The sequence below is a fragment of the Pseudomonas sp. ChxA genome, assembly GCF_030263855.1.
Lineage (GTDB): Bacteria > Pseudomonadota > Gammaproteobacteria > Pseudomonadales > Pseudomonadaceae > Aquipseudomonas > Aquipseudomonas fluorescens_CB.
The window spans coordinates 3,367,934-3,390,083 of record NZ_JARPMK010000001.1 but is presented as its reverse complement, the minus strand read 5'-3'; the positions used below and the strand labels follow the sequence as shown (position 1 = coordinate 3,390,083).

Genomic DNA, 22,150 nt, shown 5'->3' with positions numbered 1-22,150 from the left:
TGGTAAGCATAGGAGCGGCGGAGGCCTTGATTCGTTGCATTTACTCCAATTGCCGGTACTGCCTGGGCGTAAACCCGGTCAATGCCTTGAACTGGCGGGTAAATGCGCTGTGGTCGGTGTAGCCGCATTGCAGCGCCACCTCGGTGATCGGCAGGTCGGTGTGCAACAGCCGGTGCGCATGTTCCAGACGCACCTTCTGGATCATCTGCCGAGGCGTGAGATGGAACACGCGTTTGCAGTAGCGCTCCAGCTGCGCCACGGAGATCCCGGCAATGCGGGTCAGCTCACCGAGGGTGACACGGCGGTTGAAATGCTGGCGTATGTGCTCATCAACAGCGGCCAGGCGCTGGTAGGCCGGGTGCTTTTCGCTGGCCGATTGCAGGTCCACCGAAATACCCGCCAGGCCGATGATCGCGCCCTTGTCGTTGTACAGCGGCCATTTGTGCGTCAGGCACCAGCCCGGTTCGCGGCTGCCATACAGGTGCAGCTCTAGCTGGTCTTCGAGCACAAAGCCCTGCTGCAGCACGCGCCGGTCTTGCTCGGTGTAGCCCGGCCCCAATTGCGCGGGGAACACTTCGGCACTGGTCTTGCCCAGCAGCGGCTGCAACTGTTTGAGCCCGCAGCGTTGCACCAGGGTGTGGTTGGCAAGGACGTAGCGGGCGTCGATGTCCTTGATGAAAATCGCGGCATTGGGGATTACGTCGAGCAAGGGCAACAACTGCGCGACCCCGGCCAATAGCTGCTCGATGCTGTTGGGGCGATTGGCCTGTAGAAAGCTCGCAAATGCACTGGGCACCATGGCCTGAACTCCGGTTTTTTTAGCAGGTTGCCCTATGCCAGCCTTAGTATCCACACAAGGTTTGAAAGCCACACTTGGTCAAAAATGTGGGAGCTGGCTTGCCTGCGATGCAGACGCCTCGGTCATTCAGGCAAACCGAGGTGATGCAATCGCAGGCAAGCCAGCTCCCACATAAAAGCTTAGATCGGCGGATTCAAACTGTGCCGAATTCGTCATTCACATCAACGCAAAACATCAATCGCAGCGCCCTTGATCGGTTCAGGATATCGCCACTGCATGCCTATCCAATAACTCACAAGAAGGCGCCGCCATGTCTGCTCAAGGCAAGTTCAAGAAACAACTTTCACTGATGGACCTGACCTTTATCGGGTTAGGCGCCATCTTCGGTTCGGGTTGGTTATTCGCAGCCAGCCACGTGTCCGCCATCGCCGGCCCGGCGGGGATTATTTCCTGGCTGATCGGCGGGTTCGCCGTGCTGCTGCTGGGCATTGTGTACTGCGAACTCGGCGCCGCCCTGCCCCGCGCCGGTGGCGTGGTGCGTTACCCGGTGTATTCCCATGGCCCGCTGCTGGGCTACCTGATGGGCTTTATCACGCTGATCGCATTCTCAAGCCTGGTGGCAATCGAAGTGGTCGCCTCGCGCCAATACGCCGCGGCCTGGTTTCCCGAGCTGACCAAGGTCGGTTCCAGCGACCCGACCACCCTGGGCTGGCTGATGCAGTTCGCCCTGCTGTGCCTGTTCTTTGTGCTCAACTACCGCAGCGTGAAGACCTTCGCCATCGCCAATAACCTGGTGAGCGTGTTCAAGTTCATCGTGCCGCTACTGGTGATTGGTGTGCTGTTCACCTTCTTCAAACCGGCGAATTTCCAGACCCAGGGCTTTGCCCCGTTTGGCATGTCGGGCATCGAGATGGCGGTGTCGGCTGGCGGTGTGATCTTTGCCTACCTGGGCCTCACGCCGATCATCTCGGTAGCCAGTGAAGTGAAGAACCCGCAACGCACGATCCCGATTGCCTTGATCCTCTCGGTGCTGTTGTCGACCGCTATTTATGTGCTGCTGCAAACCGCATTCCTCGGTGGCGTGCCGACCGAGATGCTGGCCGATGGCTGGGCCGGTATCAGCAAGCAACTGGCGCTGCCGTATCGCGATATTGCCTTGGCACTGGGTGTAGGCTGGCTGGCTTATCTGGTGGTGGCCGACGCCGTTATCTCACCCAGCGGCTGCGGCAATATCTACATGAACGCCACGCCGCGTGTGGTGTACGGCTGGGCGCAGACCGGCACGTTTTTCAAGATCTTCACGCGCATTGATGAGAAGTCCGGCATCCCGCGCCCGGCGCTGTGGCTGACCTTTGGTTTGTCGGTGTTCTGGACCCTGCCGTTTCCGTCCTGGGAAGCGCTGATCAATGTGGTGTCGGCGGCGCTGATCTTGAGCTACGCGGTGGCCCCAGTCACCGTCGCCGCGCTGCGCCGCAATGCACCGGACATGGTTCGGCCGTTCCGGGTCAAGGGCATGGCCGTGCTCGGCCCGCTGTCGTTCATCATCGCCGCGCTGATTGTGTACTGGTCGGGCTGGAGCACCGTGTCCTGGCTGCTGGGCCTGCAAATCCTGATGTTTGTGGTGTACCTGCTGTGCGCACGCTGGGTGCCGACCGCGCACCTGAATATCAAGCAACAAGTGCGCTCGTCGGCCTGGCTGATCGGCTTCTACGCGGTGACCATCCTGCTGTCCAAGCTCGGCAGCTTCGGCGGTATCGGTGTGATCAGCCACCCGTTTGACACGCTGGTCGTCGCCCTCTGCGCCCTGGGCATCTACTACTGGGGCGCCGCCACTGGCGTGCCCGCGCACCTGGTGCGCCTGGAACACGAAGACGACGAAAGCGAAGCCGTCAGCGATGCGCATTACAGCGCGCCACTGTCCCCGGCCACTCACTGATGGAGCCTGTTATGAAGCGCCTGCATGTTATCGACTCCCACACCGGCGGCGAACCGACGCGCCTGATAATGGACGGCTTCCCTGCGCTGGCCGGCGCAACCATTGCCGACCAGCTGCATACCTTGCGCAGCGAACACGATCAATGGCGCCGCGCCTGCCTGCTGGAGCCGCGTGGCAATGACGTGCTGGTCGGTGCGCTGTACTGCGCGCCGGTCACGCCCGGCGCCACCTGCGGGGTGATCTTTTTCAACAATGCCGGTTATCTGGGCATGTGCGGCCACGGCACCATCGGCCTGGTTGCCTCCTTGCACCACCTGGGCCGCATAACGCCCGGCGTGCACACCATCGACACGCCGGTCGGCCCGGTAGCCGCCACCCTGCACGACGACGGCGCGGTGACCTTGCGCAACGTACCCGCTTACCGTCATCGCCACCAGGTGCCGGTGGACGTGCCGGGCTATGGCGTGGTGCAGGGCGATATCGCCTGGGGCGGCAACTGGTTTTTCCTGGTGTCGCAGCACGGCCACCGGCTGGCGATGGACAACGTCGACACTCTTACCGACTACACCTGGGCGATGCTCAAGGCCCTGGAAACCCAAGGCATTCACGGTGCGGACGGTGCGTTGATCGACCATATCGAACTGTTCGCCGACGACGCACACGCCGACAGCCGTAACTTCGTGATGTGCCCCGGCAAAGCCTACGACCGCTCGCCGTGCGGCACCGGCACCAGCGCCAAACTCGCGTGCCTGGCGGCTGACGACAAACTCGCGCCCGGCGCCACCTGGGTGCAAGCCAGCATCACCGGCAGCCAATTCGAAGGCCGTTATGAATGGGATGGCGAGCGCATTCGCCCCTTCATTACCGGCCGCGCCTACATGACCGCCGACAGCACCTTGCTGATCGACGAGCAGGACCCTTTTGCCTGGGGCATCTGAACCCGGGCCTTATTTAACTGAACGCTGGAGTTAGAACAATGAGCGACAACATCTTCACCGGTTGCATCCCTGCACTGATGACCCCGTGCACGCCTGAGCGCAAACCGGACTTCGACGCCCTGGTCGCCAAAGGCCGTGAACTGATCGATATCGGCATGAGCGCCGTGGTGTATTGCGGTTCCATGGGCGACTGGCCGCTGCTGACCGAAGCCGAACGCCAGGAAGGCGTGGCCCGCCTGGTCGCCGCTGGCGTGCCGACCATCGTCGGCACCGGTGCGGTCAACAGCCGTGAAGCGGTGGCCCACGCCGCCCACGCGGCCAAGGTCGGCGCCCATGGTTTGATGGTAATCCCGCGTGTGCTCTCTCGTGGCGCTTCGGCCACCGCGCAAAAGGCGCATTTCTCGGCGATCCTCAAGGCCGCGCCAAACCTGCCGGCAGTGATCTACAACAGCCCGTATTACGGCTTCGCCACCCGCGCCGACTTGTTCTTCGAACTGCGCCGCGAACACCCCAACCTGATCGGCTTCAAGGAATTCGGCGGCGGCGCCGACCTGCGCTACGCGGCAGAAAACATCACCTCCCAGGACGATGCCGTAACCCTGATGGTCGGCGTCGACACCCAGGTGGTACACGGTTTCGTCAACTGCAACGCCACCGGCGCCATCACCGGTATCGGCAACGCCCTGCCGCGCGAAGTGCTGCAACTGGTGGCCCTGAGCAAAAAAGCCGCCAAAGGCGACGCCAAGGCCCGGCGCCTGGCGCGTGAGCTGGAAGCCGCGCTGAGTGTGCTGTCGTCCTTCGACGAGGGCTGCGACCTGGTGCTGTATTACAAGCACTTGATGGTGCTCAACGGCGACCAGGGCTACGCCCTGCACTTCAACGAAACCGACGTGCTCAGCACCGCCCAACAGCGTTACGCCGAAAACCAGTACGCACTATTCCGCCAGTGGTACGCCAACTGGTCGGCTGAACAGAACGTCGCCTGACCGCTGTGCGCGCCGCTGTGGTGCTCACAGCGGCCAACCCTCTTTTTTCAAGGACTCCCCATGACTCTGACGGGCAAGATGCTGATCGGTCAGCACGCAGTCTGCGGCCATCGCCAAGCGATCCAGGCCATTAATCCCGCCACCGACCAGCCCTTGGCGCCCGCCTACCTTGGCGGCGATGGCGAGCATGTCGAACAGGCCTGTGCCTTGGCCTGGGCGGCGTTTGACGCCTATCGCGAAACTTCGCTGGCAGCGCGCGCGGGGTTTCTTGAAACCATCGCCGACAACATTGAAGCCCTCGGCGATGAGTTGATCGAACGCGCGATGGCCGAAACCGGCCTGCCGCGCGCGCGGATCCAGGGCGAACGCGGCCGCACCTGCGCGCAATTGCGCACATTCGCCCGCACGGTGCGCGCCGGTGAATGGCTGGATGTGCGCGTCGACACCGCGCAACCGGCGCGTGAGCCAATGCCGCGCGGGGACCTGCGCCAACGGCACATTGCACTGGGGCCGGTGGCAGTGTTTGGTGCGAGCAATTTCCCCTTGGCGTTTTCGGTGGCGGGCGGCGATACCGCCTCTGCACTCGCTGCCGGTTGCCCGGTGGTGGTCAAGGCCCATGGCGCGCATCCCGGCACCAGTGAACTGGTCGGCCGTGCGCTGGCCAAGTCGGTTAAAGACTGTGGTTTGCCCGACGGTGTGTTTTCGCTGTTGTATGGCTCGGGTCGCGAAGTCGGCATTGCCTTGGTCACCGACCCGCGTATCAAGGCCGTGGGGTTTACCGGCTCACGCAGCGGCGGTATCGCCCTGACCCAGGCGGCGCAAGCGCGGCCGGAGCCGATTCCAGTGTATGCGGAAATGAGTTCGATCAACCCGGTGTACCTGTTTGCTGCGGCGTTGCAAGCACGTGCAGAGGCGTTGGCCCAGGGTTTTGTCGCCTCATTGACCCAAGGCGCCGGGCAGTTTTGCACCAACCCTGGCCTGGTGATTGCGGTAGCAGGCCCGGCACTCGAGCGCTTTGTTGCCACGGTGAGTGAGTTGCTCCCGGCATGCGCCGCCCAGACCATGCTGACACCGGGTATCTTCCAGGCGTATCAAACCGGCGTCGGCACCTTGGCCCAACACGCACAAGTGGCGGCCAAAGGCTTGGCGGCACAAGGCCCGAATCAAGGCCAGGCGCAGCTGTTTGTGACCGAGGCCAGCGCGTTTTTGCGCAATGAGCATCTGCAAGCGGAAGTCTTCGGCGCGGCCTCCTTGGTCGTGGCGTGTGCCAACGACGAGGAAGTGCGCCAGGTTTCCGAGCATTTGGAAGGCCAGTTGACCGCCACATTGCACCTGGACGACGCCGATCTGACACGTGCCCAAGCCCTGCTGCCGGTATTGGAACGCAAGGCCGGGCGCCTGCTGGTCAACGGCTGGCCGACCGGTGTGGAAGTGTGCGACGCCATGGTCCACGGCGGCCCGTTCCCGGCCACCAGCGACTCGCGAAGCACCTCGGTTGGCACCGCAGCGATCCTGCGCTTTCTGCGCCCGGTGTGTTACCAGGACTTCCCGGACAGTTTACTGCCCGCTGCGCTGCAACACGCCAACCCGCTGCTGTTTCGGCGCTTGCTCGACGGCCAGAGAGAGGCTTGAGCGATGAGCGACAGCAAGCGTGCTGATATCGCTGTGATCGGCGCCGGCATCATTGGCGTCGCCTGCGCCCTGCAATTGGCCCGTCAAGGCCAACGCGTGGTGGTCATCGACCCACAGGCGCCGGGCATGGGCGCCTCCTATGGCAACGCCGGGCATTTGGCCACCGAGCAAGTGTTCCCAATTGCCGACGTGTCGATCCTCAAGCGCCTGCCCGCCATGCTGATGGACCCTATGGGCCCGCTGCGCCTGGACTGGAAGTACCTGCCACGCGCCCTGCCCTGGTTCGCGCGGCTGTTGCTAAACCTGCGCCCGGCAAGCTACCGGCGCACGGTGGCGGGCATTCGCGCACTGAATGAGGCCAGCCTGGGCGCGTGGCAGCGCCTGCTGCTGTCCATTGAACAGCCGCAGTTGTTGCACGCCGAGGGTTCGTTGCTGGTATTTGAGCGTGCCGCGTCCGGCGAAGCCATCGACGCGTTGCGCCAACGCATGCAGCAGCAGAATGTGCCGGTGGATTTCTGGTCGGGCGAGGCAATACGCAAGGCCGCACCGCAACTGAGCGATGCGATCCAGGGCGGCCTGTTCTTCCCGGGCACCGGGCATTTTATTGATCCGTACAGCGTGGTGGGCGCACTGGTGAGCGCGGCCAAGGCGTGTGGTGTGCAGTTTGTGCAGCAACGCGTACTCGATGGGCGCCTGGAGTCGGACGGCGTATCGCTGCTGACCGATCAAGGCAGCCTGACCGCCCGCCAGGTGCTGATCGCCTGCGGCGCCCATTCGGCCAAACTCACCGCTGCACTCACCGGCCAGCAGGTCCCGCTCGACACCGAGCGCGGCTACCACCTGATGCTGCCCCACGAACACGGTCGCCTGCCCTTTGCCGTCACGTCGTTCGAGCGCAAATTCATCATGACGCCCATGAACGATGGCTTGCGCCTGGCCGGCACGGTCGAATTCGCAGGCTTGGAGCGCCCCGCCAATATGCAACGCGCCTGGCAGTTGCACCGCTTGAGCCACGGCTTGTTTCGCCAGGACTTGAGTGCCCGGGACGCAACCCCATGGATGGGCTTTCGCCCGTCGCTGCCGGACTCGCTGCCGATCATTGATCGGGTGGCGGATGGCAAGGTATTGCTTGCGTTTGGGCATCAACACTTGGGATTGACACAGGCGGCGGTGACGGCGGAGATGGTCGTGCAACTGGCCACGCTTGATAAGCGCATGGCGCTGCCGGACCTGGCCCCTTACCGATTAGCGCGCTTTTAAGTCTTAGATGTTCTTGTGGCGAGCAGGATTGCCCTGCGTTGGGCTGCGCAGCAGCCCCACACCGTTACACCTGACTCATCGAGTCGTCTGAATCAGGGGCGGCTTCGCCACCCAGCGCAGGGCAAGCCTGCTCGCCACAGTGACAGTGTTCGCCCTTGAATGAAGACACCTCCGGTTTTTCAAAGATCTTTTACCGATTGGCACGCTTTCAGGTCTTGGATGTTCTTGTGGCGAGCAGGCTTGCCCTGCGTCGGGCTGCGCAGCAGCCCCACACCATTACACCTGACTCACCGAGTCGTCTGAATGAGGGGCGGCTTCGCCCCCCAACGCAGGGCAAGCCTGCTCGCCACAGTGACAGGGTTCGCCCTTGAATGAAGACACCTCCGGTTTTTCAAAGATCCTGGAACGGCTGCTTTCTGGCACCTTACGATTGGTACGCTTTCAGGTCTTGGATGTTCTTGTGGCGAGCAGGCTTGCCCTGCGCTGGGCTGCGCAGCAGCCCCACACCATTACACCTGACTCACCGCGTCGTCTGAATGAGGGGCGGCTTCGCCACCCAACGCAGGGCAAGCCTGCTCGCCACGGTGGCAGTGTTCGCCCTTGAATGAAGACAACTCCGGTTTTTCAAAGATCTTGGAACGGCTGCTTTCTGGCACCTTACCGATTGGCACGCTTTCAGGTCTTGGATGTTCTTGTGGCGAGCAGGCTTGCCCTGCGCTGGGCTGCGCAGCAGCCCCACACCATTACACCTGACTCACCGAGTCGTCTGAATGAGGGGCGGCTTCGCCACCCAACGCAGGGCAAGCCTGCTCGCCACAGTCACAGTCACAGTCACAGTCACAGTGACTGTGTTTGCCCTCGACGCTACTTGACCAAGCGCTTCTCTTTGGACGGCCGATAGCCGAAATACGCGCTGTAGCACTTACTGAAGTGGCTCGGCGACACAAACCCGCACGCCACCAGCACATCCACCTGTGACAGCTCGGTGTGCTGCAACAGGCGCCGCGCCTCGGTCACGCGCAATTCCATGTAGTAGCGTTGCGGAGTGGTGCCCAGTTGCTCCTTGAACAGGCGCTCGAGCTGGCGCCGCGAGCGGCCGGCGTAGACCGCCAATTGGTCCAGCTCCAAGGGTTCTTCAAGGTTGGCGTCCATCAGTTTCACCACTTCACGCAGTGGCGCGCTGACGCTGATGTTTTCCGTGGGTTTGATACGCCGGTAGCGCGACTCTTCAAAAGACAGGATGTCTTCGATGCCTTCGACCAAGGCTTTGCCATGCAGGCTTTTGATCCAATCCAGGGCCATGTGGAACGCGCCCGAAGGGCTGGACGCCGTGAGGCGTTCGCGGTCGATCACATAGGGTTCGCTGGTGACCTGGGCAGCTTTGGAGACTTCCGACAGCGCCGGGCGATGTTCCGGGTGGATCGCGCAGCGGTAACCCTGCAATAACCCGGCGCGGCCAAGGAACCAGGCGCCGTTCCACAGGCCGGCGAGGCTCACGCCCTGTTCGGCGGCGCTGCGCAACAGCTGGTTGAAATCCTCGCCGGCTTTGAGTTCGGTGCGAAAACCGCCGCAGATCACCAGCAAATCCAGGTCGGGCAATGCCGACGCTTCCAGCCGCGCATCCGGGCGGATTACCAGGCCCAGGTCGCTGATGACTTCGCCCTCGTCACACCCGAAGGTACGCGTGGCAAACAGATCGGGGCGCAACAGGTTGGCGGTGATCAGGGTGTCGAGGGTCTGGGTGAATGCCGGCAGGGAGAAGTGTTCGAGCAGCAAAAAACCGACGCGGGTGACCGGCGACGGCTGCTGGAAGTTTTCATTCAGGTAGCGCAGGTTCTTGCCTTTCATGCCACCGCTGAACTGGCGTCTTTCCATCGAGGGTTGGCCCACTCTTATTGTTGATGCAATGGTCGCTATCTTAGGGGCAAATGCGCCGCCTGTCGTGCCGCATTCCGGCGAAGAATAATTGCTATGCTCCGCGCCTCTCTACTGGCCGCCGCCACGATGGAGGACGCTTGCCTGGCGCTGTTAACCACCCTATTCGCCAGGAACTGTACATGACTCTGCAAGCCAAACTCGACGCTTTTAATGCTGACTTCGTCGCCGGCAAACCACCTTACAACGCGCCACCTGAGGTGCACGTGGTGATGAAACGCGCGACCGCTGAACTGATCGCCACCGGCCAGGCCGAACGCGCACTCAAGGTCGGCGACACAGCCCCGGCTTTCACCCTCAATAACCCTGAAGGCAAGCCTGTCTCCAGCGCTGAGCTGCTGGCCCAGGGGCCGCTGATCATCAGCTTCTACCGGGGCGTGTGGTGCCCTTACTGCAACATGGAGCTGCAGGCGCTGGAGCAAGCACTGCCAAAATTCCGTGAACTGGGTGCGAACCTGTTGGCCATCTCGCCGCAGAACAACGTCAACAGCCGCAAGTCGGTGCGTGAAAACCACCTGAGCTTCCCGATTCTGTCCGACACCTTGAGCGAGGTCGCCGACGCCTTCGGCCTGCGTTTCACGCTGCCTGACTACCTGATCGACCTGTACAAGGCCTTCGGTAACGACCTGCCGGCCTTCAACAACAATCCGGCGTGGGTATTGCCGATGCCCGCGCGTTTTGTCATCGGCCAGGACGGCGTGATCACCTACGCCGAGGTCAACCCGGACTACACTCAGCGTCCCGACCCTTCTGAGCTGCTTCCTGCACTACGTGGCTGATCCGCAACCGGCCCTTCAAGGCTGATCTTTACAAAAGCGCCCGCCTCCCAGGCCCTTAGCCTGGCAGCTGCGGGCCTATCTGATACGGTTTTTTCTTTGCTATCTGCGTCTGTATCGAAACGCCTGCGAAGCGGACAATGGGCGCCATCCCGACACTCCTGTCGACTCCCTTCCCTTCGGAGGCCTTATGACCAAGATGGCACTTTTCCTGTTCGGCTTTCTGGTGCTGACCATCGGCATCGGCTTACTGGCAACCATCTCACCGGTGTGAGGTTCAGCGTAACGCTACTGTTTTACGCAAACAGCATCGGGTACAACGACAGCACCAGCAACCCCGCCATCGCCCCGTTGAATACCCGCAACCAACGCGGTTTGCGCAGCACGTTGCGCAAGCCACTGCCGCAGACTACCCACACGCATACACTCGGCAGGTTGACCACGGCAAACACCAGCGCAATCACCAGCACATTGGTCACATAACCCTCGGCCGGTGTATAGGTGGTGATCGCCCCCAGCGCCATGATCCACGCCTTGGGGTTGACCCATTGAAATGCGGCCGCGCCGAGAAAGGTCATGGGTTTGCCGCGCTCGTCAGGGTGCTCGGACATGCCGTCAGCGGTGGCGATCTTCCATGCCAGGTAGAGCAAATAGGTCGCGCCCACGTAGCGCAGCACCGTGTAAGCCCACGGGAATAGCTTGAACACTTCACCCAGGCCCAGGCCTACCGAAATCACCAACAACATAAAGCCAATGCTGATCCCTAGCGCGTGGGGTATCGAACGGCGAAAGCCGAAATTCACCCCCGAGGCGAGCAGCATGGTGTTGTTCGGACCGGGCGTGATCGAGGACACGAAGGCAAACAGCACAAAGGCGGACAACAGGCTGGTGGACATGAACATGGCGCGGCATCCAGACGGGTGGTATGCCTGCGACAGTAGTGGGTTACAGCCCTGGCCGCCCCGTACAGCTAGGGGCGGATCGAGGCATACACTTTGGCCTTATCGAGCAGTTCGCGACAGTGTGCGGCGCTGGCTTGCGGGGCCTCGACCATCGGCAGGTGGCCGATCCCGTCTAGAATTTCCAGGCGCGCATGGGGAATGCCGGCCTGCCAGGTCTGTGCACTGGCCACCGGCACCATGCGGTCTTGCCGCCCCCACAGGATCAGGCTCGGCACCTGGATGTGCGGCAGCCAGGGCTCCATGCGCGGGCTGCCGGAGAAGTCGGCAAAAATCTCGCTCAGCTCCTCGCGGCGCTTGATATAGGTCTGCGCCTCGGCGGCCAGCAACACTTCAGGAATGAACGGTGGCGCGGCCATGGTCATGGCAAAGAACCGGTCGAACTGCGCGCGGTTATGCATCAGGAACGGGTTATCGCCGCTGTTGACCAAGGCTTCCACTTCATTGGGTTGCGGCAGGTTCACACCGGCAGCGCCGATGAGGCCCAAGGACAGCACGCGCTCAGGGTGGTGGGCCGCCAGCCAGCTCGCGACATAGGCGCCCATGGAGCTGCCGATCACATGCACCTTGTCGATATGGCACGCATCCAGCAACGCCACCATTCGCCGTGCCTGGGCGGCAATACTGTAGTCGCCGCCTGCCACGAAGGTGTTTTTACCATGGCCGGCGAGGTCCGGGATGATCACCCGGTAGTCGTCGACAAAATGCCGCGCAAACCCCAGCCATACGCCCTTGTCCGCGCTGAAACCGTGCACCAGCAGCAGCGCCGGTGCGTGGGCAGCGCCACCCTGGTAGGTGGCCAGGGTCATGCTTTTGATCGGCACACTGATGGCTTTCAAACGCGAGCGTCGCGCTTCTACCCAACCGATCAATTCAAACAACAGGTTGCCCACCCGCGGATAGGTCCACCACACCCACAGGGCAATGAGGGCAAGTACGCCGAGGGTCACTAACATCAAGGTTTCTCCGACAGTCGCGGGGGGGCTTTGCGTCACTGATCGGTATAGTTGCGCACCTTGCTTGAATCTGCGCTGAACACATCACAACTGCTTATCGGCCAACTACGGTTCCCGATGAACCCGCCGGGAACCGTTGATGTTGGCTGACAAGCCACCCGTCTCAGTTTTGTGGCCGTTGCTTGGTCGAGTCCAACTCAGCCTTTTTGCCCGTGGAGATCTCGGTGATCTGCGCGGACTTGGCGATGGCAAAGTCGAAGGTGTCCTGCATTTTGGCAATGGCGTCGGTCGAGGTGCCATCGAGCCCACCTTTGGCCGCCCAATCGAAGTTCCACACGCCGGAGAGGTTATCGGCTCCCGCCACGTCGTGGGTTTCGATCGCGGTGAACACGTCCGGGTGGCGCTCCATGTACTTGGCAGCGTCGGACACATCCGTGGGCACCTTGCCCGATGCATTGTTGGCCAGTTGCGTGAGTTCCTGCTTGGTAATCGCCGACTTGCCGGTCTGGCGCATGTAGTCGGCAATCACCTTGCTGGACTTGGCAATGTTCAACTTGTCATCGAACGTGGAAGGCGAAGACTTTGGCGTATTCGACCCGCCAGACGCGGGCGTTACGGTAGTAGACATCGGCGCTGCTCCTTCAATGGAACGAATGAAATCGTCAAGCTGACGATACCCCGACGCGGACGTTAGCATGGGCAAAGGGCCATTCCGCACGCTTCACAACATTTCACAACGCCAGGCGGGTTTTGCCGGTGTTTTCGAAGCATTGCGCCGTCAAAAATGTGGGAGCGGGCTTGCTCGCGATGGCGCTGGATCAGCTAGTACATTGGTGACTGAAAGGCTGCTGTTGCGGCATGGCTAGACGGTCCGGGGGCATATCCGTTATTTGGGTAACGGCGACCTATGGTTCCGCTCTTACAGCGGGTCACTTTTGTAAAGACACAAAAGTAACCAAAAAGTCTTCGCCCCAACACTCGGTGCCTCGCTTAGGCTCGGCATGCCCGCAATCCGCCAGTGATTTGGGGGGCCGCCGCGATGGGCCATCCTTGGCCCAGCGCGGCTAAACCGGCATCCCTGCCGGTTTACCCCCCAAATCCCTGTCGAATTGCGGCCATCGTGTTTAACGGGGCGATTCAGATCCAGATCAAAAGCGCAGATCAAAAGACCGCTGACTTCGTCATCGAAAAGGATGTAAGGGCCAGAGCAACAGCAACAGCAACAGCAAAGCAACAGCAGAGCCATACTCGGTCAAAGGTGGGAGCTGGCTTGCCTGCGATGGCATCAACTCGGTGTACCTGACACACCGAGGTGCCTGCATCGCAGGCAAGCCAGCTCCCACAGAAAAGCAGCACTTCAGTGAATGCAAATCCGCTTTAGCTTTTGATCTAACCACTCAGGTCGGCTTTCAGGCCGCCGTGCTGTAGATCTTGATCTTGATCTGAGGCGCCCCGTTAACCACGATGGCCGAACGCAGGCTTGAATCCGTGGGTAACCCGGCAGGACGCCGGGTTAGCCGCGCTGGGCCAAGGATGGCCCATCGCGGCGGCCCACGGATTCAAGCCGGAGCGAGGGGCCGAGTGGTGGGGCACAGACCTTTTGGTTACTTTTGGCTGGGCCGGCATTCCGGGCGTTTGCCAAAAGTGACCCGCCGTAAGGGCGGAACCCTAAGTAGCCGTGACCGCAGCAACGGATATACACCCCCACTGCGACGATAAAACACCCCAACACCCCAGTCGCTAATATTTGTGTAGATGCCCATGGCTATCGCGCGCAAGCCCACCCCCACAGCAAAGCAACAGTGCTGCCACTCACTGAATAATTAGCCCTTACGCAGATACGCAAACATATGCGGCACATAATCAGCCTTGCCCAGCGGCACTCCGTTATGGCGCAGGATGCTGTACGCCGTCATCAAGTGAAAGTAGAACTGCGGTGTAGCCCAATTAACGGCGTACTCATTGCCGGTCATCTCGAAGGCGATGCCGCCGGGAAGCTCGAGAGTGATTAAGTGCCCTGCCCGGCCGTCAATCACGTTGCGATCAGCCTCAGCGAGAAAGTTGAGCGTCTGATCGATCAGGCCGACCGCCGCACTCATGGAGCCTGGTGTTTCCAAGGTGGACACCGAAACGCCACTCAGCCGATCAACCGCCTCCCGCGCTTGGGTGCAGGCGTAACGGACCTGGGTCGCCAGGGCGTGCATATCGGGCGCAAGGCGTGAATCCAGGAGATTTTGCGGGTCGAAAGCCAACGCCTTTGCGTGAGCCTCACCCTTGGCCAGCAGACCTTTGAGCGTGTTAAGCATCTGCGCAAAGCAGGGAATAGTAACGGCGTAAACCGACATAGTACGTCCTTGTTCCAGGTTGAAAGTTCTGAATTGAAAACGGGATCAAGCCGGGCGCACATCCCGCTGCCTGGCCAACCCTTCCAGCGTAAACCGTGCCTGCATCAGCACCACATCACGCACCGCCTCCATCTCCTTCTGATTCACCTCGGTCCACTTCAGCGCTTCCAGCAACTTGGGCTTCTGCACCCGAAACGCCAAGCCCTGGGTGAACAGCGCCATGGAGTGAATCACCGTGCGTTCGTCCTCCACGGCAAAGCCGGAAAGGCGCGCGATCAGTTGGCGTATGACCCGACCAATGCGTGCCTTGAAGCGGTCTTCAAAGGCGGTAGTTGCGCTTTGCGGGCACAGGCCCGCCTGATGACGATCCATAAATGCGCGCCATATCGTGGTCTGGGGGCTGTCCTGGATGGTGGACACCACCGTACCCAGAATGCCCAGCGAGACGTCGATCAAGGTTTTATCGCTCGCCTTGGCCTCGGCCAACGCCGCCTCGGCGGCTTCCACGCACGGCGACATTTTGCGCCACAGCAGCGTGATCAAATGCTCGACACACTCCAGATACACGCCTTCCTTGCCATCGAAGTAGTACTGGATCGCGGGCGCATTAACCCCGGCAGCCGTGGCGATGTCACGGGTGGACGCGCGGTCATAGCCGCGCTCGCCAAACACCTCGACCGCCGCCTCGACAATACGTGCGCGGGTTTCTTCACCGCGCTGGTAACCACCTTCGGCGGCAGGTTTATGTCGTGCCATGTACAGCTCCTTTCGAATACCTGAACAAAATATACCAGTTGACAAAAATTGGCGAAAAATAGAATTTATTCCAACCGTTATAAAACTCGCACTTAAAAACCGGCTCACACCCATAGGAATGACCCGATGTCCGCAGCAACACCCTCCCCTCAGGTCATTCCTGAAGACACCGTCAATGGCCAGCGCAGCAAGGCGCGCCGGATTTTGCTGGGCATCGCCACCCTCGCGCTGCTGGGCGGCCTTGGCTGGGCTGCGTGGTGGTGGCTGAACGGGCGCTTTGTCGAAACCACCGACGACGCCTACCTGCAAGCCGACAGCATCAGCGTGGCGCCCAAGATCAACGGCTATGTGGCCGAGGTGCTGGTCAGCGACAACCAGAACGTCAAGCGCGGCGACGTGCTGGTGCGCCTGGATGCGCGCAAATACCAGGCGGTGAGCGACGAAGCCTCGGCGACGATTGCCGCGCGCAATGCCGACTACGCCAAAGCCCAGGCCGACCTGGTGCAACAAGACTCGACCATCGCCGAAGCCCGCGCCCAACTGCAAGGTGCCCAGGCCGACGCACAACACGCACAAACCGAAGTAGCCCGGTATGCACCGCTGGCCCGCTCCGGCGCCGAGCCAGAAGAACGCCTGGCGCAACTCAACAACCAACTGGCGCAGGCGCGCAGCACCGTGGCGGCCAAACAGGCTGCACTGCGCTCCAGCGAAACCCGCTACGGCACCCTGCAAGCCCAACTCAAGCAGGCCCAGGCGCAACTCGGCGTGGCCAAGGCCAGCGAAGCGCAAAGCCAACTGGATGTGGATGATGCCGTGATCCGCAGCCCATTGGACGGTAGGGTCGCCGACCGTGGCGTGCGCGTCGGCCAGTATGTGCAGCCCGGCACGCGATTACTGACGGTGGTGCCGATCAGTGCGATCTACCTGACCGCCAACTACAAGGAAACCCAGATCGGCGAGATGCGCCCCGGCCAGGCCGTCACGGTGCACGTGGATGCGCTGCCCGGCCGCAACTTGCAGGGGCATATCGACAGCCTGTCGCCCGGCACTGGTGCGCAGTTCGCCTTGCTGCCGCCCTCGAATGCCACCGGCAACTTCACCAAGATCGTGCAGCGTGTGCCGGTGAGGATTGCCCTTGATGTACCCGATGATATTCGCGCGTCGTTGATGCCGGGCCTATCGGCCACCGTCGACGTCGACACGCGCACCCACGCTGCGGATGCCAACCATGGCTGAGGCGCTGATGGCCGAGGCCGTCGCCGAAAAACCGCGCAACGCCTCGTTGACCGACTGGATTGCCGTTGCTGCCGGAGCATTGGGCGCGTTGCTGGCGACGTTGGACGTGTCGATCACCAACTCGGCACTGCCGCAGATCCAGGGCCAGATCGGCGCAACCGGCACCGAAGGCACGTGGATCGCCACCGGCTACCTGATGTCGGAGATCGTCATGATCCCGCTCGCCGCATGGCTGACGCGGGTATTCGGCCTGCGCCGCTTTCTGATCGGCACAGCGTTGATGTTCACCGCGTTTTCGATGTTCTGCGGCTTGTCGTCCAGCCTCGGCGCGATGATCGCCGGGCGCATCGGCCAGGGCTTTGCCGGCGGCGCCATGATCCCCACCGCGCAGACCATCGTGCGCACGCGCCTGCCCCCGCACCAACTGGCGATCGGCACCACGATGTTCGGCATGACCGTGATTCTCGGCCCGTTGCTGGGCCCGGTGATCGGCGGCTGGCTCACGGAAAACATCAACTGGCGCTGGTGTTTCTTTCTCAACCTGCCCATCAGCATTGCCCTGATAACCTTGCTGATCACCGGTCTGCCGACCGAGCGTATGAACCTGCAACGCTTTATCAGCGCCGACTGGCTGGGCATTCTCGGCCTGGCCATGGGTTTGAGTTCGCTGACCGTGGTGCTCGAAGAAGGCCAGCGCGAACACTGGTTTGATTCGCTGCTGATCATCTGGCTGAGCATCGCCACCGTCACCGGGTTCTTCCTGATTGCCGTGGGGCAACTGCGCTCAACCACCCCGATCCTGCGCCTGCAACTGGTGCTCAACAAAAGCTTTGGCAGCGTGTTGTTGATCGGCACAGCGGTCGGTGCCGGGATCTATGGCACGGCGTACCTGGTGCCGCAATTCCTGGGCATTTTGTCGGGCTACAACGCCCAGCAATCGGGCGCGATCATGCTGTTATCGGGGATCCCGGCGTTTCTGTTGATGCCGATTCTGCCGAGAATGCTGGGCCGCTACGACCTGCGCTGGATGGTCGGCGCCGGGCTGTTGCTGTACTGGGCCAGTTGCTACGTGGACACCACGCTCACCACCGACAGCGTTGGCCACGATTTCATCTGGTCGCAACTGCTGCGCGGCTTCGGGCAGATTCTGGTGATGATGCCCCTGAGCCAATTATCCATGCGCTCGGTGCAAACCCACGAAGCCGGGGATGCCGCCGGGCTGTACAACATGTCGCGCAACCTGGGCGGCACCATCGGCCTGGCCCTGCTCGGCGTGTTGATGGACCGGCGCAGCCACTTTCACGACGACATGCTGCGTGAAGGCATCCAGGCCAACAGCCAATTGGCCCAGGACCATATGGCCAGCAGCACCGCCAGTTACCTGGCACAAACCGGTGATGCGTCCACCTCACAACTGCAAGCCTTTGCGCAACTGGCCAATGATATTGCGCGGCAAGCCTCGGTCATGGCCTACAACGACTCGTTTTATCTACTGGGACTGGCGATGCTGGCGTGCCTGCCCCTGATCTTCATTCTGAAAAAGCGCACGGTAACCCGATGATCCCTCGCAAGCTTCCTCTTCTGCTCAGCGTTGCGCTGCTGTCCGCCTGCACGGTCGGCCCCGACTACCAGGGCGCCCCCAACGTCGCGCCCAAAACCCTGGCGGCCGGGCGCCTGCCGCATGCCGATCAAACCGCCCCTGGCGCACCCGCTGTCGCGCAGTGGTGGCGCACGCTGGGCGACGCGCAGCTCAACGAACTGGTGGACAAAGCCCTGCGCAACAGCCCCGACATCGCCACCGCCCAGGCCCGTTTGAAGCAATCGCGTGCCAGCCTCAGCGGTGCTCAAGCCAACGCGATGCCCAAGGTCAGCGGTGATGCTGCGATGCTCAAACTGCGCTCGCCCGACACCTCCGCGCTGGGTGGCAACAGTGGCGGCGGCCGCGGCCCGCTGAACCTCTACCTCGCCGGTTTCGATGCCAGCTGGGAGGCCGACCTGTTCGGTGGCACCCGCCGCGCCGTCGAGGCTGCGCAGGCCGAAGCCGACGCGTCCCAGGCGCAATTGGCCGATGCCCAGGTGCAGCTGGCCGCCGAAATCGTCCAGGCCTACACCGACCTGCGCGACCAGCAAGCACGCCTGGCACTGGTGGACTCCAGCGTCGACATTGAAAATCAGGCCCTGGACCTCACACAGCAGCGCCGCGAGCGCGGCGTGGCCTCGCAACTGCAACTTGAACAGGTCATCACCCAAGCCGAAAACACCCAGGCCCAGCGCCTGCCACTGCAAGCCGCCATCGTCGAATCCCTCGACCAACTCGGCCTGCTCTGCGGCCTGGAGCCCGGCGAACTGGATGGCCAACTCGCCAGTGCCCGCGCCCTGCCCGCCCTACCCAGCGCCGTGCCGCTGGCGGACCCGGCGGCGGTGCTGAAGGCGCGTCCGGATATCCGCATGGCCGAGCGTAAACTGGCCTCCAGCAACGCACAGATCGGCGAAAAAACTGCCGACTGGTTCCCCAAGCTCAGCCTCACCGGCGACCTCTCCTTCTCGGCCAGCGACCCCGGCCACCTTGCGCGCAAAGACAGCGGCACCTGGCTGATCCTGCCGCGCATCACCTGGAACGCCCTCGACTTCGGCCGCGTCGCCGCCAGCGTCAAAGGCGCCGAGGCCGGACGCGATGAAGCCTTGGCGCAATACAAGAGCGTGGTGTTGAGTGCATTGCGCGACGCGGATGTGGCCTTGGCACGCTATGGCCATCAGCGTCAGAATGTGGTGCTGCTGCGCAACGTAGAATCTTCGGCGATACGCGCCGCCGACCTGACCCGCCAGCGTTATCGCGCGGGCACGGCGAGCACCCTGGATTGGCTGGATGCCGAGCGCACGCGCTACCAGGCGCAAGAGAGCCGGATTTCCGGCGACGCTGAACTGCTGAAGGATTTTGCCTCGCTGCACAAGGCGCTTGGGTTAGGCTGGACGCTGTAGAGGGTGCTACACGCATAAACCAAGGAAGAACATGATCTCCATTCGTAAAGCGACAACCGCCGATATCGATACTCTACGCGAGGTCGGTTGCCAGACCTACCGCGAGCATTTTTCGACGTTATGGTCGACTGCCGGTATGCACGGTTTTCTTGAGCAGGATTTTTCACCCAGCACGCTGCGCCAGTCACTCGAGTTGCCAGGCAGGCATGCGTGGTTCATTGCTCGCGATGAACAAGGCAACGCCGTCGGGTTTGCCAAAGTGAATTGGGCAGTGCCTGCGCCGTTAACCGCTGAAGTGGGCGCGGAGCTGCAGAAAATCTACCTGCTTAAATCCGCCGCCGGCAGGGGTTACGGCAAACAACTGTTGCAGTGTGTTCGCGATGAAGTGGCGCAACGTGGTGAGCATTTACTGTGGCTGGACGTGCTCAAAACCAACGTCAGTGCACAGGGCTTTTATGAGGCATTCGGGTTTCGGCGCATGGGCGAAATCCCCTTCAGCACGGACCTTGCCGACATCGGGATGGTTGTCATGGGACTTCAACCAAAACAGCAGGCGCAGCGATAAATGGCCGAACTGATAGAGGGCCTCGACGGGCCCAGAACCGCGCAACAAGAACTGTTTTACGACCTTGACGATGCACGCGCAGTTATCGGCTGGTCGGTGGTGGAGCTGACGGCGATGGCCGCGAACGGCCGAACACCCGATGAAGCGGTGGCGCTGATGAAAATGTGCGCATTGCTGGCTGCGCAACAAGCAAAGCTTGGTGTGTACGCCGAAGAGGTGAAGGCACAGCGTATTGTCCGCGCTGAGGCCTAGTGAGCAATAAAAAGGAATTTACACATGCCGTTTTCATTGGAAGAAAGAACCGCCTTGCTCGCCCTCAAGGGCGTAGGCCCCACCGTGCTTACACGGCTGGAGCAGATGGGCATTGACTCATTGGAGGTGCTTGGAAAGTCGAACGTGAGCGACATTCTGGCGCAGGCATCGGCAGCAGTCGGGTCGACCTGCTGGAAGAACAGCCCTCAGGCGCGGGCGGCCATTACAGCAGCTGTGGCGCTGGCGCAAAAAGCCTGACAAGAAGGTCTAAACACTGCCGGAATCCTGCACGTTGGTTAATGGCCGTTACCCATCACTTAAAGGCGAACACCGTTACTGTGGCGAGCAGGCTTGCCCTGCGTTGGGCTGCGAAGCAGCCCCAGCTCCCTCTAACTGACACATCACGTCGCCTGAATTGGCTTGCACCGGGCCAAGCCCGCTCACCACAAGGCCACTCAATCAATCGATAATCGCATCGCGACCTTCCGCCTTCAAACGCGCAAGGTTGTCCTTCATCTGCTGCAACCGCTCAGGCGCATGCCCCTGCCACTTCGTCACCTCAGCCACCACCCGCAGCGGCTCCAACGAGCGATACGACAGCGTCGGGTTGCCGGCAAATTTCTTATCCGTCACGTTGGGGTCGTCCACGATCGGCCCGGTGGGCTCTACCACATAAATTCGCTCTGGCCCCTCGCCCAGCGCCAGTTCCGCGCCCCAGATTGCAGCGTCCAACGTGCCCGCGAAATAGACCCAGGACAGTGGTTCACCCGTTGTGAAGGTGGAGGGGTAGCCTACGCGGATGGTGTCGCCTGGCTCCAGGTCAGCTCGGGTGCCGTGGAAGAACTGGCGGGTGAATACGCCGGCAGTGGTGGACATGGCTGGGTGCTCCTTGGAGGAAGGGAGTTGGCTTAATAGCATAAAAAAGGGACGGATTCATTTCACTGAAAATAGAACCGTCCCTCTATGCGTCTGAACGCTAAAGGCAAACTTAGGCCGTATTTTTGTAAGCGTATTGCCAACACAGCTTGACGCGAACGCTTCGTTACCTTTTGTTAAGCTGGTCAACTCAAGCGCCTGCTTGGCTAACGAAACCGACGATAGAGGCCCCATCCATGCCTGCGCCGCTAAATCTGCCCGTCCAAGCCGCTGCGAAATCTGTCTTAGCACAACTCGTTAATCACATAACGCCAAACTCCACGGAAGCCTCTATCGCGCGAATCGCAGCAGATATGCTCACGCAGTTGGGGTATCCAGATACATGGTATTACGATTGCCCGGCATTCGTTTTGCTGGGATCCCGCAGTCTGGCCTCAGTGTCAGGTCGAGACTACCAACCGAGCGAAGAAACGGTAGGTTTACAAAATCTTGTAACAGTCGATCTCAGTCCCCGATCAGGCACTGTGTGGGGTGATTGCGCACGTACATTTTATGTTGAGGACGGCATATGTCGAACGTTGCCACTTGGTGATGATTTCACTAGAGGGTATGAGGCGGAACAAAGTCTACATGACATCATGCTGCGATTTGTTCACCCTGAAACCACCTTCAACGACCTATATGAGTTGGCTAATGAGTCAATAATTGATGCCGGTTTCGAGAATCTGGATTTTCTTGGCAACGTTGGACACAGTATTTGCGAACGACGTGATCAAAGGCTTTACATTGAGTCGGGTAACAATCGGTGCCTGGGTGAGGTGACCTGTTTTACATTCGAGCCCCATATCCGTTTGAGAACCGGCAAATGGGGTTACAAGCATGAGAATATTTACTACTTCGACGATGACGGAGCACCGTGTGAGCTTTAGAAATTATCGCTGACACAGCTATATTCTCGTCGATG

The 22,150-nt window shown here is 61.2% G+C and carries 22 protein-coding genes; 14 read left to right on the top strand and 8 right to left on the bottom strand.

What is annotated here, in order from left to right:
• Positions 1-40: 40 nt before the first annotated feature.
• Positions 41-799, bottom strand: a complete 759-nt coding sequence (locus tag P5706_RS15075) for an AraC family transcriptional regulator (RefSeq protein ID WP_285679739.1) — start codon at positions 797-799, stop codon at positions 41-43.
• A gap of 310 nt (positions 800-1,109) precedes the next feature.
• Here P5706_RS15075 and P5706_RS15070 point away from each other — a divergent pair, with 310 nt between their 5' ends.
• The 6 genes from P5706_RS15070 to P5706_RS15045 all read left to right on the top strand — a co-directional run bounded on the left by P5706_RS15070 (position 1,110) and on the right by P5706_RS15045 (position 8,155).
• Positions 1,110-2,735: an APC family permease gene (locus P5706_RS15070; protein WP_285679737.1), complete on the top strand. Its 1,626-nt coding sequence runs from the start codon at positions 1,110-1,112 to the stop codon at positions 2,733-2,735.
• Between the two features lie 11 nt (positions 2,736-2,746).
• A complete protein-coding gene (locus tag P5706_RS15065) occupies positions 2,747-3,673 on the top strand; it encodes a 4-hydroxyproline epimerase (RefSeq protein ID WP_200432166.1) in 927 nt (308 codons plus the stop codon).
• Positions 3,674-3,711: 38 nt separating this feature from the next.
• Positions 3,712-4,659, top strand: coding sequence for a dihydrodipicolinate synthase family protein (locus P5706_RS15060; RefSeq protein WP_285679735.1), 948 nt, complete (start codon positions 3,712-3,714; stop codon positions 4,657-4,659).
• Between the two features lie 60 nt (positions 4,660-4,719).
• On the top strand, positions 4,720-6,291 hold the full coding sequence (locus P5706_RS15055) for an aldehyde dehydrogenase (NADP(+)) (protein ID WP_285679733.1): 1,572 nt from the start codon (positions 4,720-4,722) through the stop codon (positions 6,289-6,291).
• Positions 6,292-6,294: 3 nt separating this feature from the next.
• Entirely contained in the window at positions 6,295-7,551 is a 1,257-nt protein-coding gene (locus P5706_RS15050) for an NAD(P)/FAD-dependent oxidoreductase (protein ID WP_285679730.1), read from the top strand.
• Between the two features lie 367 nt (positions 7,552-7,918).
• A complete protein-coding gene (locus tag P5706_RS15045) occupies positions 7,919-8,155 on the top strand; it encodes a hypothetical protein (protein ID WP_285679728.1) in 237 nt (78 codons plus the stop codon).
• 260 nt (positions 8,156-8,415) lie between these two features.
• On the opposite strand, the gene souR is transcribed toward P5706_RS15045, so the two are convergent.
• Positions 8,416-9,399 carry a transcriptional regulator SouR gene (souR, locus tag P5706_RS15040; protein WP_285682739.1) on the bottom strand — a complete coding sequence of 328 codons (984 nt, stop codon included), beginning with the start codon at positions 9,397-9,399 and terminating at the stop codon, positions 8,416-8,418.
• A 209-nt stretch (positions 9,400-9,608) separates the two neighbouring features.
• On the opposite strand from souR, the gene P5706_RS15035 reads away from it, so the two are divergent.
• Positions 9,609-10,265, top strand: a complete 657-nt coding sequence (locus P5706_RS15035) for a peroxiredoxin-like family protein (RefSeq protein WP_285679726.1) — start codon at positions 9,609-9,611, stop codon at positions 10,263-10,265.
• 293 nt (positions 10,266-10,558) lie between these two features.
• Here P5706_RS15035 and P5706_RS15030 read toward each other — a convergent pair whose 3' ends face one another.
• From P5706_RS15030 to P5706_RS15010, 5 genes are all read right to left on the bottom strand, one after another.
• Positions 10,559-11,164, bottom strand: a complete 606-nt coding sequence (locus tag P5706_RS15030) for a LysE family translocator (RefSeq protein ID WP_285679724.1) — start codon at positions 11,162-11,164, stop codon at positions 10,559-10,561.
• Positions 11,165-11,232: 68 nt separating this feature from the next.
• Complete coding sequence (locus P5706_RS15025; protein ID WP_200432172.1) at positions 11,233-12,177, bottom strand: alpha/beta fold hydrolase; 945 nt, start codon at positions 12,175-12,177, stop codon at positions 11,233-11,235.
• A gap of 163 nt (positions 12,178-12,340) precedes the next feature.
• Positions 12,341-12,805 carry a hypothetical protein gene (locus P5706_RS15020; protein WP_017138878.1) on the bottom strand — a complete coding sequence of 155 codons (465 nt, stop codon included), beginning with the start codon at positions 12,803-12,805 and terminating at the stop codon, positions 12,341-12,343.
• A gap of 1,195 nt (positions 12,806-14,000) precedes the next feature.
• Positions 14,001-14,522: a DUF1993 domain-containing protein gene (locus P5706_RS15015; protein ID WP_285679720.1), complete on the bottom strand. Its 522-nt coding sequence runs from the start codon at positions 14,520-14,522 to the stop codon at positions 14,001-14,003.
• A 45-nt stretch (positions 14,523-14,567) separates the two neighbouring features.
• Positions 14,568-15,278, bottom strand: a complete 711-nt coding sequence (locus P5706_RS15010) for a CerR family C-terminal domain-containing protein (protein WP_285679718.1) — start codon at positions 15,276-15,278, stop codon at positions 14,568-14,570.
• A 126-nt stretch (positions 15,279-15,404) separates the two neighbouring features.
• Here P5706_RS15010 and P5706_RS15005 point away from each other — a divergent pair, with 126 nt between their 5' ends.
• The 6 genes from P5706_RS15005 to P5706_RS14980 are packed head-to-tail and all read left to right on the top strand — an operon-like array spanning position 15,405 to position 20,568.
• On the top strand, positions 15,405-16,514 hold the full coding sequence (locus P5706_RS15005) for an HlyD family secretion protein (protein WP_285679716.1): 1,110 nt from the start codon (positions 15,405-15,407) through the stop codon (positions 16,512-16,514).
• Positions 16,507-18,075, top strand: a complete 1,569-nt coding sequence (locus P5706_RS15000) for a DHA2 family efflux MFS transporter permease subunit (RefSeq protein WP_200432179.1) — start codon at positions 16,507-16,509, stop codon at positions 18,073-18,075. The genes P5706_RS15005 and P5706_RS15000 overlap by 8 nt, the downstream gene beginning before the upstream one ends.
• The gene (locus P5706_RS14995) at positions 18,072-19,493 is read left to right on the top strand and encodes an efflux transporter outer membrane subunit (RefSeq protein WP_285679715.1); all 1,422 of its coding nucleotides are present in this window, start codon (positions 18,072-18,074) and stop codon (positions 19,491-19,493) included. The genes P5706_RS15000 and P5706_RS14995 overlap by 4 nt, the downstream gene beginning before the upstream one ends.
• 31 nt (positions 19,494-19,524) lie before the next feature.
• A complete protein-coding gene (locus P5706_RS14990) occupies positions 19,525-20,058 on the top strand; it encodes a GNAT family N-acetyltransferase (RefSeq protein WP_285679714.1) in 534 nt (177 codons plus the stop codon).
• Entirely contained in the window at positions 20,059-20,310 is a 252-nt protein-coding gene (locus P5706_RS14985; protein ID WP_056860128.1) for a hypothetical protein, read from the top strand.
• A gap of 24 nt (positions 20,311-20,334) precedes the next feature.
• A complete protein-coding gene (locus P5706_RS14980) occupies positions 20,335-20,568 on the top strand; it encodes a helix-hairpin-helix domain-containing protein (protein WP_285679713.1) in 234 nt (77 codons plus the stop codon).
• A 201-nt stretch (positions 20,569-20,769) separates the two neighbouring features.
• On the opposite strand, the gene arr is transcribed toward P5706_RS14980, so the two are convergent.
• Complete coding sequence (gene arr, locus P5706_RS14975) at positions 20,770-21,186, bottom strand: NAD(+)--rifampin ADP-ribosyltransferase (RefSeq protein WP_285679712.1); 417 nt, start codon at positions 21,184-21,186, stop codon at positions 20,770-20,772.
• A 236-nt stretch (positions 21,187-21,422) separates the two neighbouring features.
• Here arr and P5706_RS14970 point away from each other — a divergent pair, with 236 nt between their 5' ends.
• Positions 21,423-22,115 carry a M24 family metallopeptidase gene (locus tag P5706_RS14970; RefSeq protein ID WP_285679711.1) on the top strand — a complete coding sequence of 231 codons (693 nt, stop codon included), beginning with the start codon at positions 21,423-21,425 and terminating at the stop codon, positions 22,113-22,115.
• Positions 22,116-22,150: the final 35 nt, after the last annotated feature.

Bases quoted from the DNA above. Each gene is read 5' to 3' on its own strand.
- P5706_RS15075 (WP_285679739.1), bottom strand. From the start codon at position 799: ATGGTGCCCAGTGCATTTGCGAGCTTTCTACAGGCCAATCGCCCCAAC.
- P5706_RS15070 (WP_285679737.1), top strand. From the start codon at position 1,110: ATGTCTGCTCAAGGCAAGTTCAAGAAACAACTTTCACTGATGGACCTG.
- P5706_RS15065 (WP_200432166.1), top strand. From the start codon at position 2,747: ATGAAGCGCCTGCATGTTATCGACTCCCACACCGGCGGCGAACCGACG.
- P5706_RS15060 (WP_285679735.1), top strand. From the start codon at position 3,712: ATGAGCGACAACATCTTCACCGGTTGCATCCCTGCACTGATGACCCCG.
- P5706_RS15055 (WP_285679733.1), top strand. From the start codon at position 4,720: ATGACTCTGACGGGCAAGATGCTGATCGGTCAGCACGCAGTCTGCGGC.
- P5706_RS15050 (WP_285679730.1), top strand. From the start codon at position 6,295: ATGAGCGACAGCAAGCGTGCTGATATCGCTGTGATCGGCGCCGGCATC.
- souR (WP_285682739.1), bottom strand. From the start codon at position 9,399: ATGAAAGGCAAGAACCTGCGCTACCTGAATGAAAACTTCCAGCAGCCG.
- P5706_RS15035 (WP_285679726.1), top strand. From the start codon at position 9,609: ATGACTCTGCAAGCCAAACTCGACGCTTTTAATGCTGACTTCGTCGCC.
- P5706_RS15030 (WP_285679724.1), bottom strand. From the start codon at position 11,164: ATGTTCATGTCCACCAGCCTGTTGTCCGCCTTTGTGCTGTTTGCCTTC.
- P5706_RS15025 (WP_200432172.1), bottom strand. From the start codon at position 12,177: ATGTTAGTGACCCTCGGCGTACTTGCCCTCATTGCCCTGTGGGTGTGG.
- P5706_RS15020 (WP_017138878.1), bottom strand. From the start codon at position 12,805: ATGTCTACTACCGTAACGCCCGCGTCTGGCGGGTCGAATACGCCAAAG.
- P5706_RS15015 (WP_285679720.1), bottom strand. From the start codon at position 14,522: ATGTCGGTTTACGCCGTTACTATTCCCTGCTTTGCGCAGATGCTTAAC.
- P5706_RS15010 (WP_285679718.1), bottom strand. From the start codon at position 15,278: ATGGCACGACATAAACCTGCCGCCGAAGGTGGTTACCAGCGCGGTGAA.
- P5706_RS15005 (WP_285679716.1), top strand. From the start codon at position 15,405: ATGTCCGCAGCAACACCCTCCCCTCAGGTCATTCCTGAAGACACCGTC.
- P5706_RS15000 (WP_200432179.1), top strand. From the start codon at position 16,507: ATGGCTGAGGCGCTGATGGCCGAGGCCGTCGCCGAAAAACCGCGCAAC.
- P5706_RS14995 (WP_285679715.1), top strand. From the start codon at position 18,072: ATGATCCCTCGCAAGCTTCCTCTTCTGCTCAGCGTTGCGCTGCTGTCC.
- P5706_RS14990 (WP_285679714.1), top strand. From the start codon at position 19,525: ATGATCTCCATTCGTAAAGCGACAACCGCCGATATCGATACTCTACGC.
- P5706_RS14985 (WP_056860128.1), top strand. From the start codon at position 20,059: ATGGCCGAACTGATAGAGGGCCTCGACGGGCCCAGAACCGCGCAACAA.
- P5706_RS14980 (WP_285679713.1), top strand. From the start codon at position 20,335: ATGCCGTTTTCATTGGAAGAAAGAACCGCCTTGCTCGCCCTCAAGGGC.
- arr (WP_285679712.1), bottom strand. From the start codon at position 21,186: ATGTCCACCACTGCCGGCGTATTCACCCGCCAGTTCTTCCACGGCACC.
- P5706_RS14970 (WP_285679711.1), top strand. From the start codon at position 21,423: ATGCCTGCGCCGCTAAATCTGCCCGTCCAAGCCGCTGCGAAATCTGTC.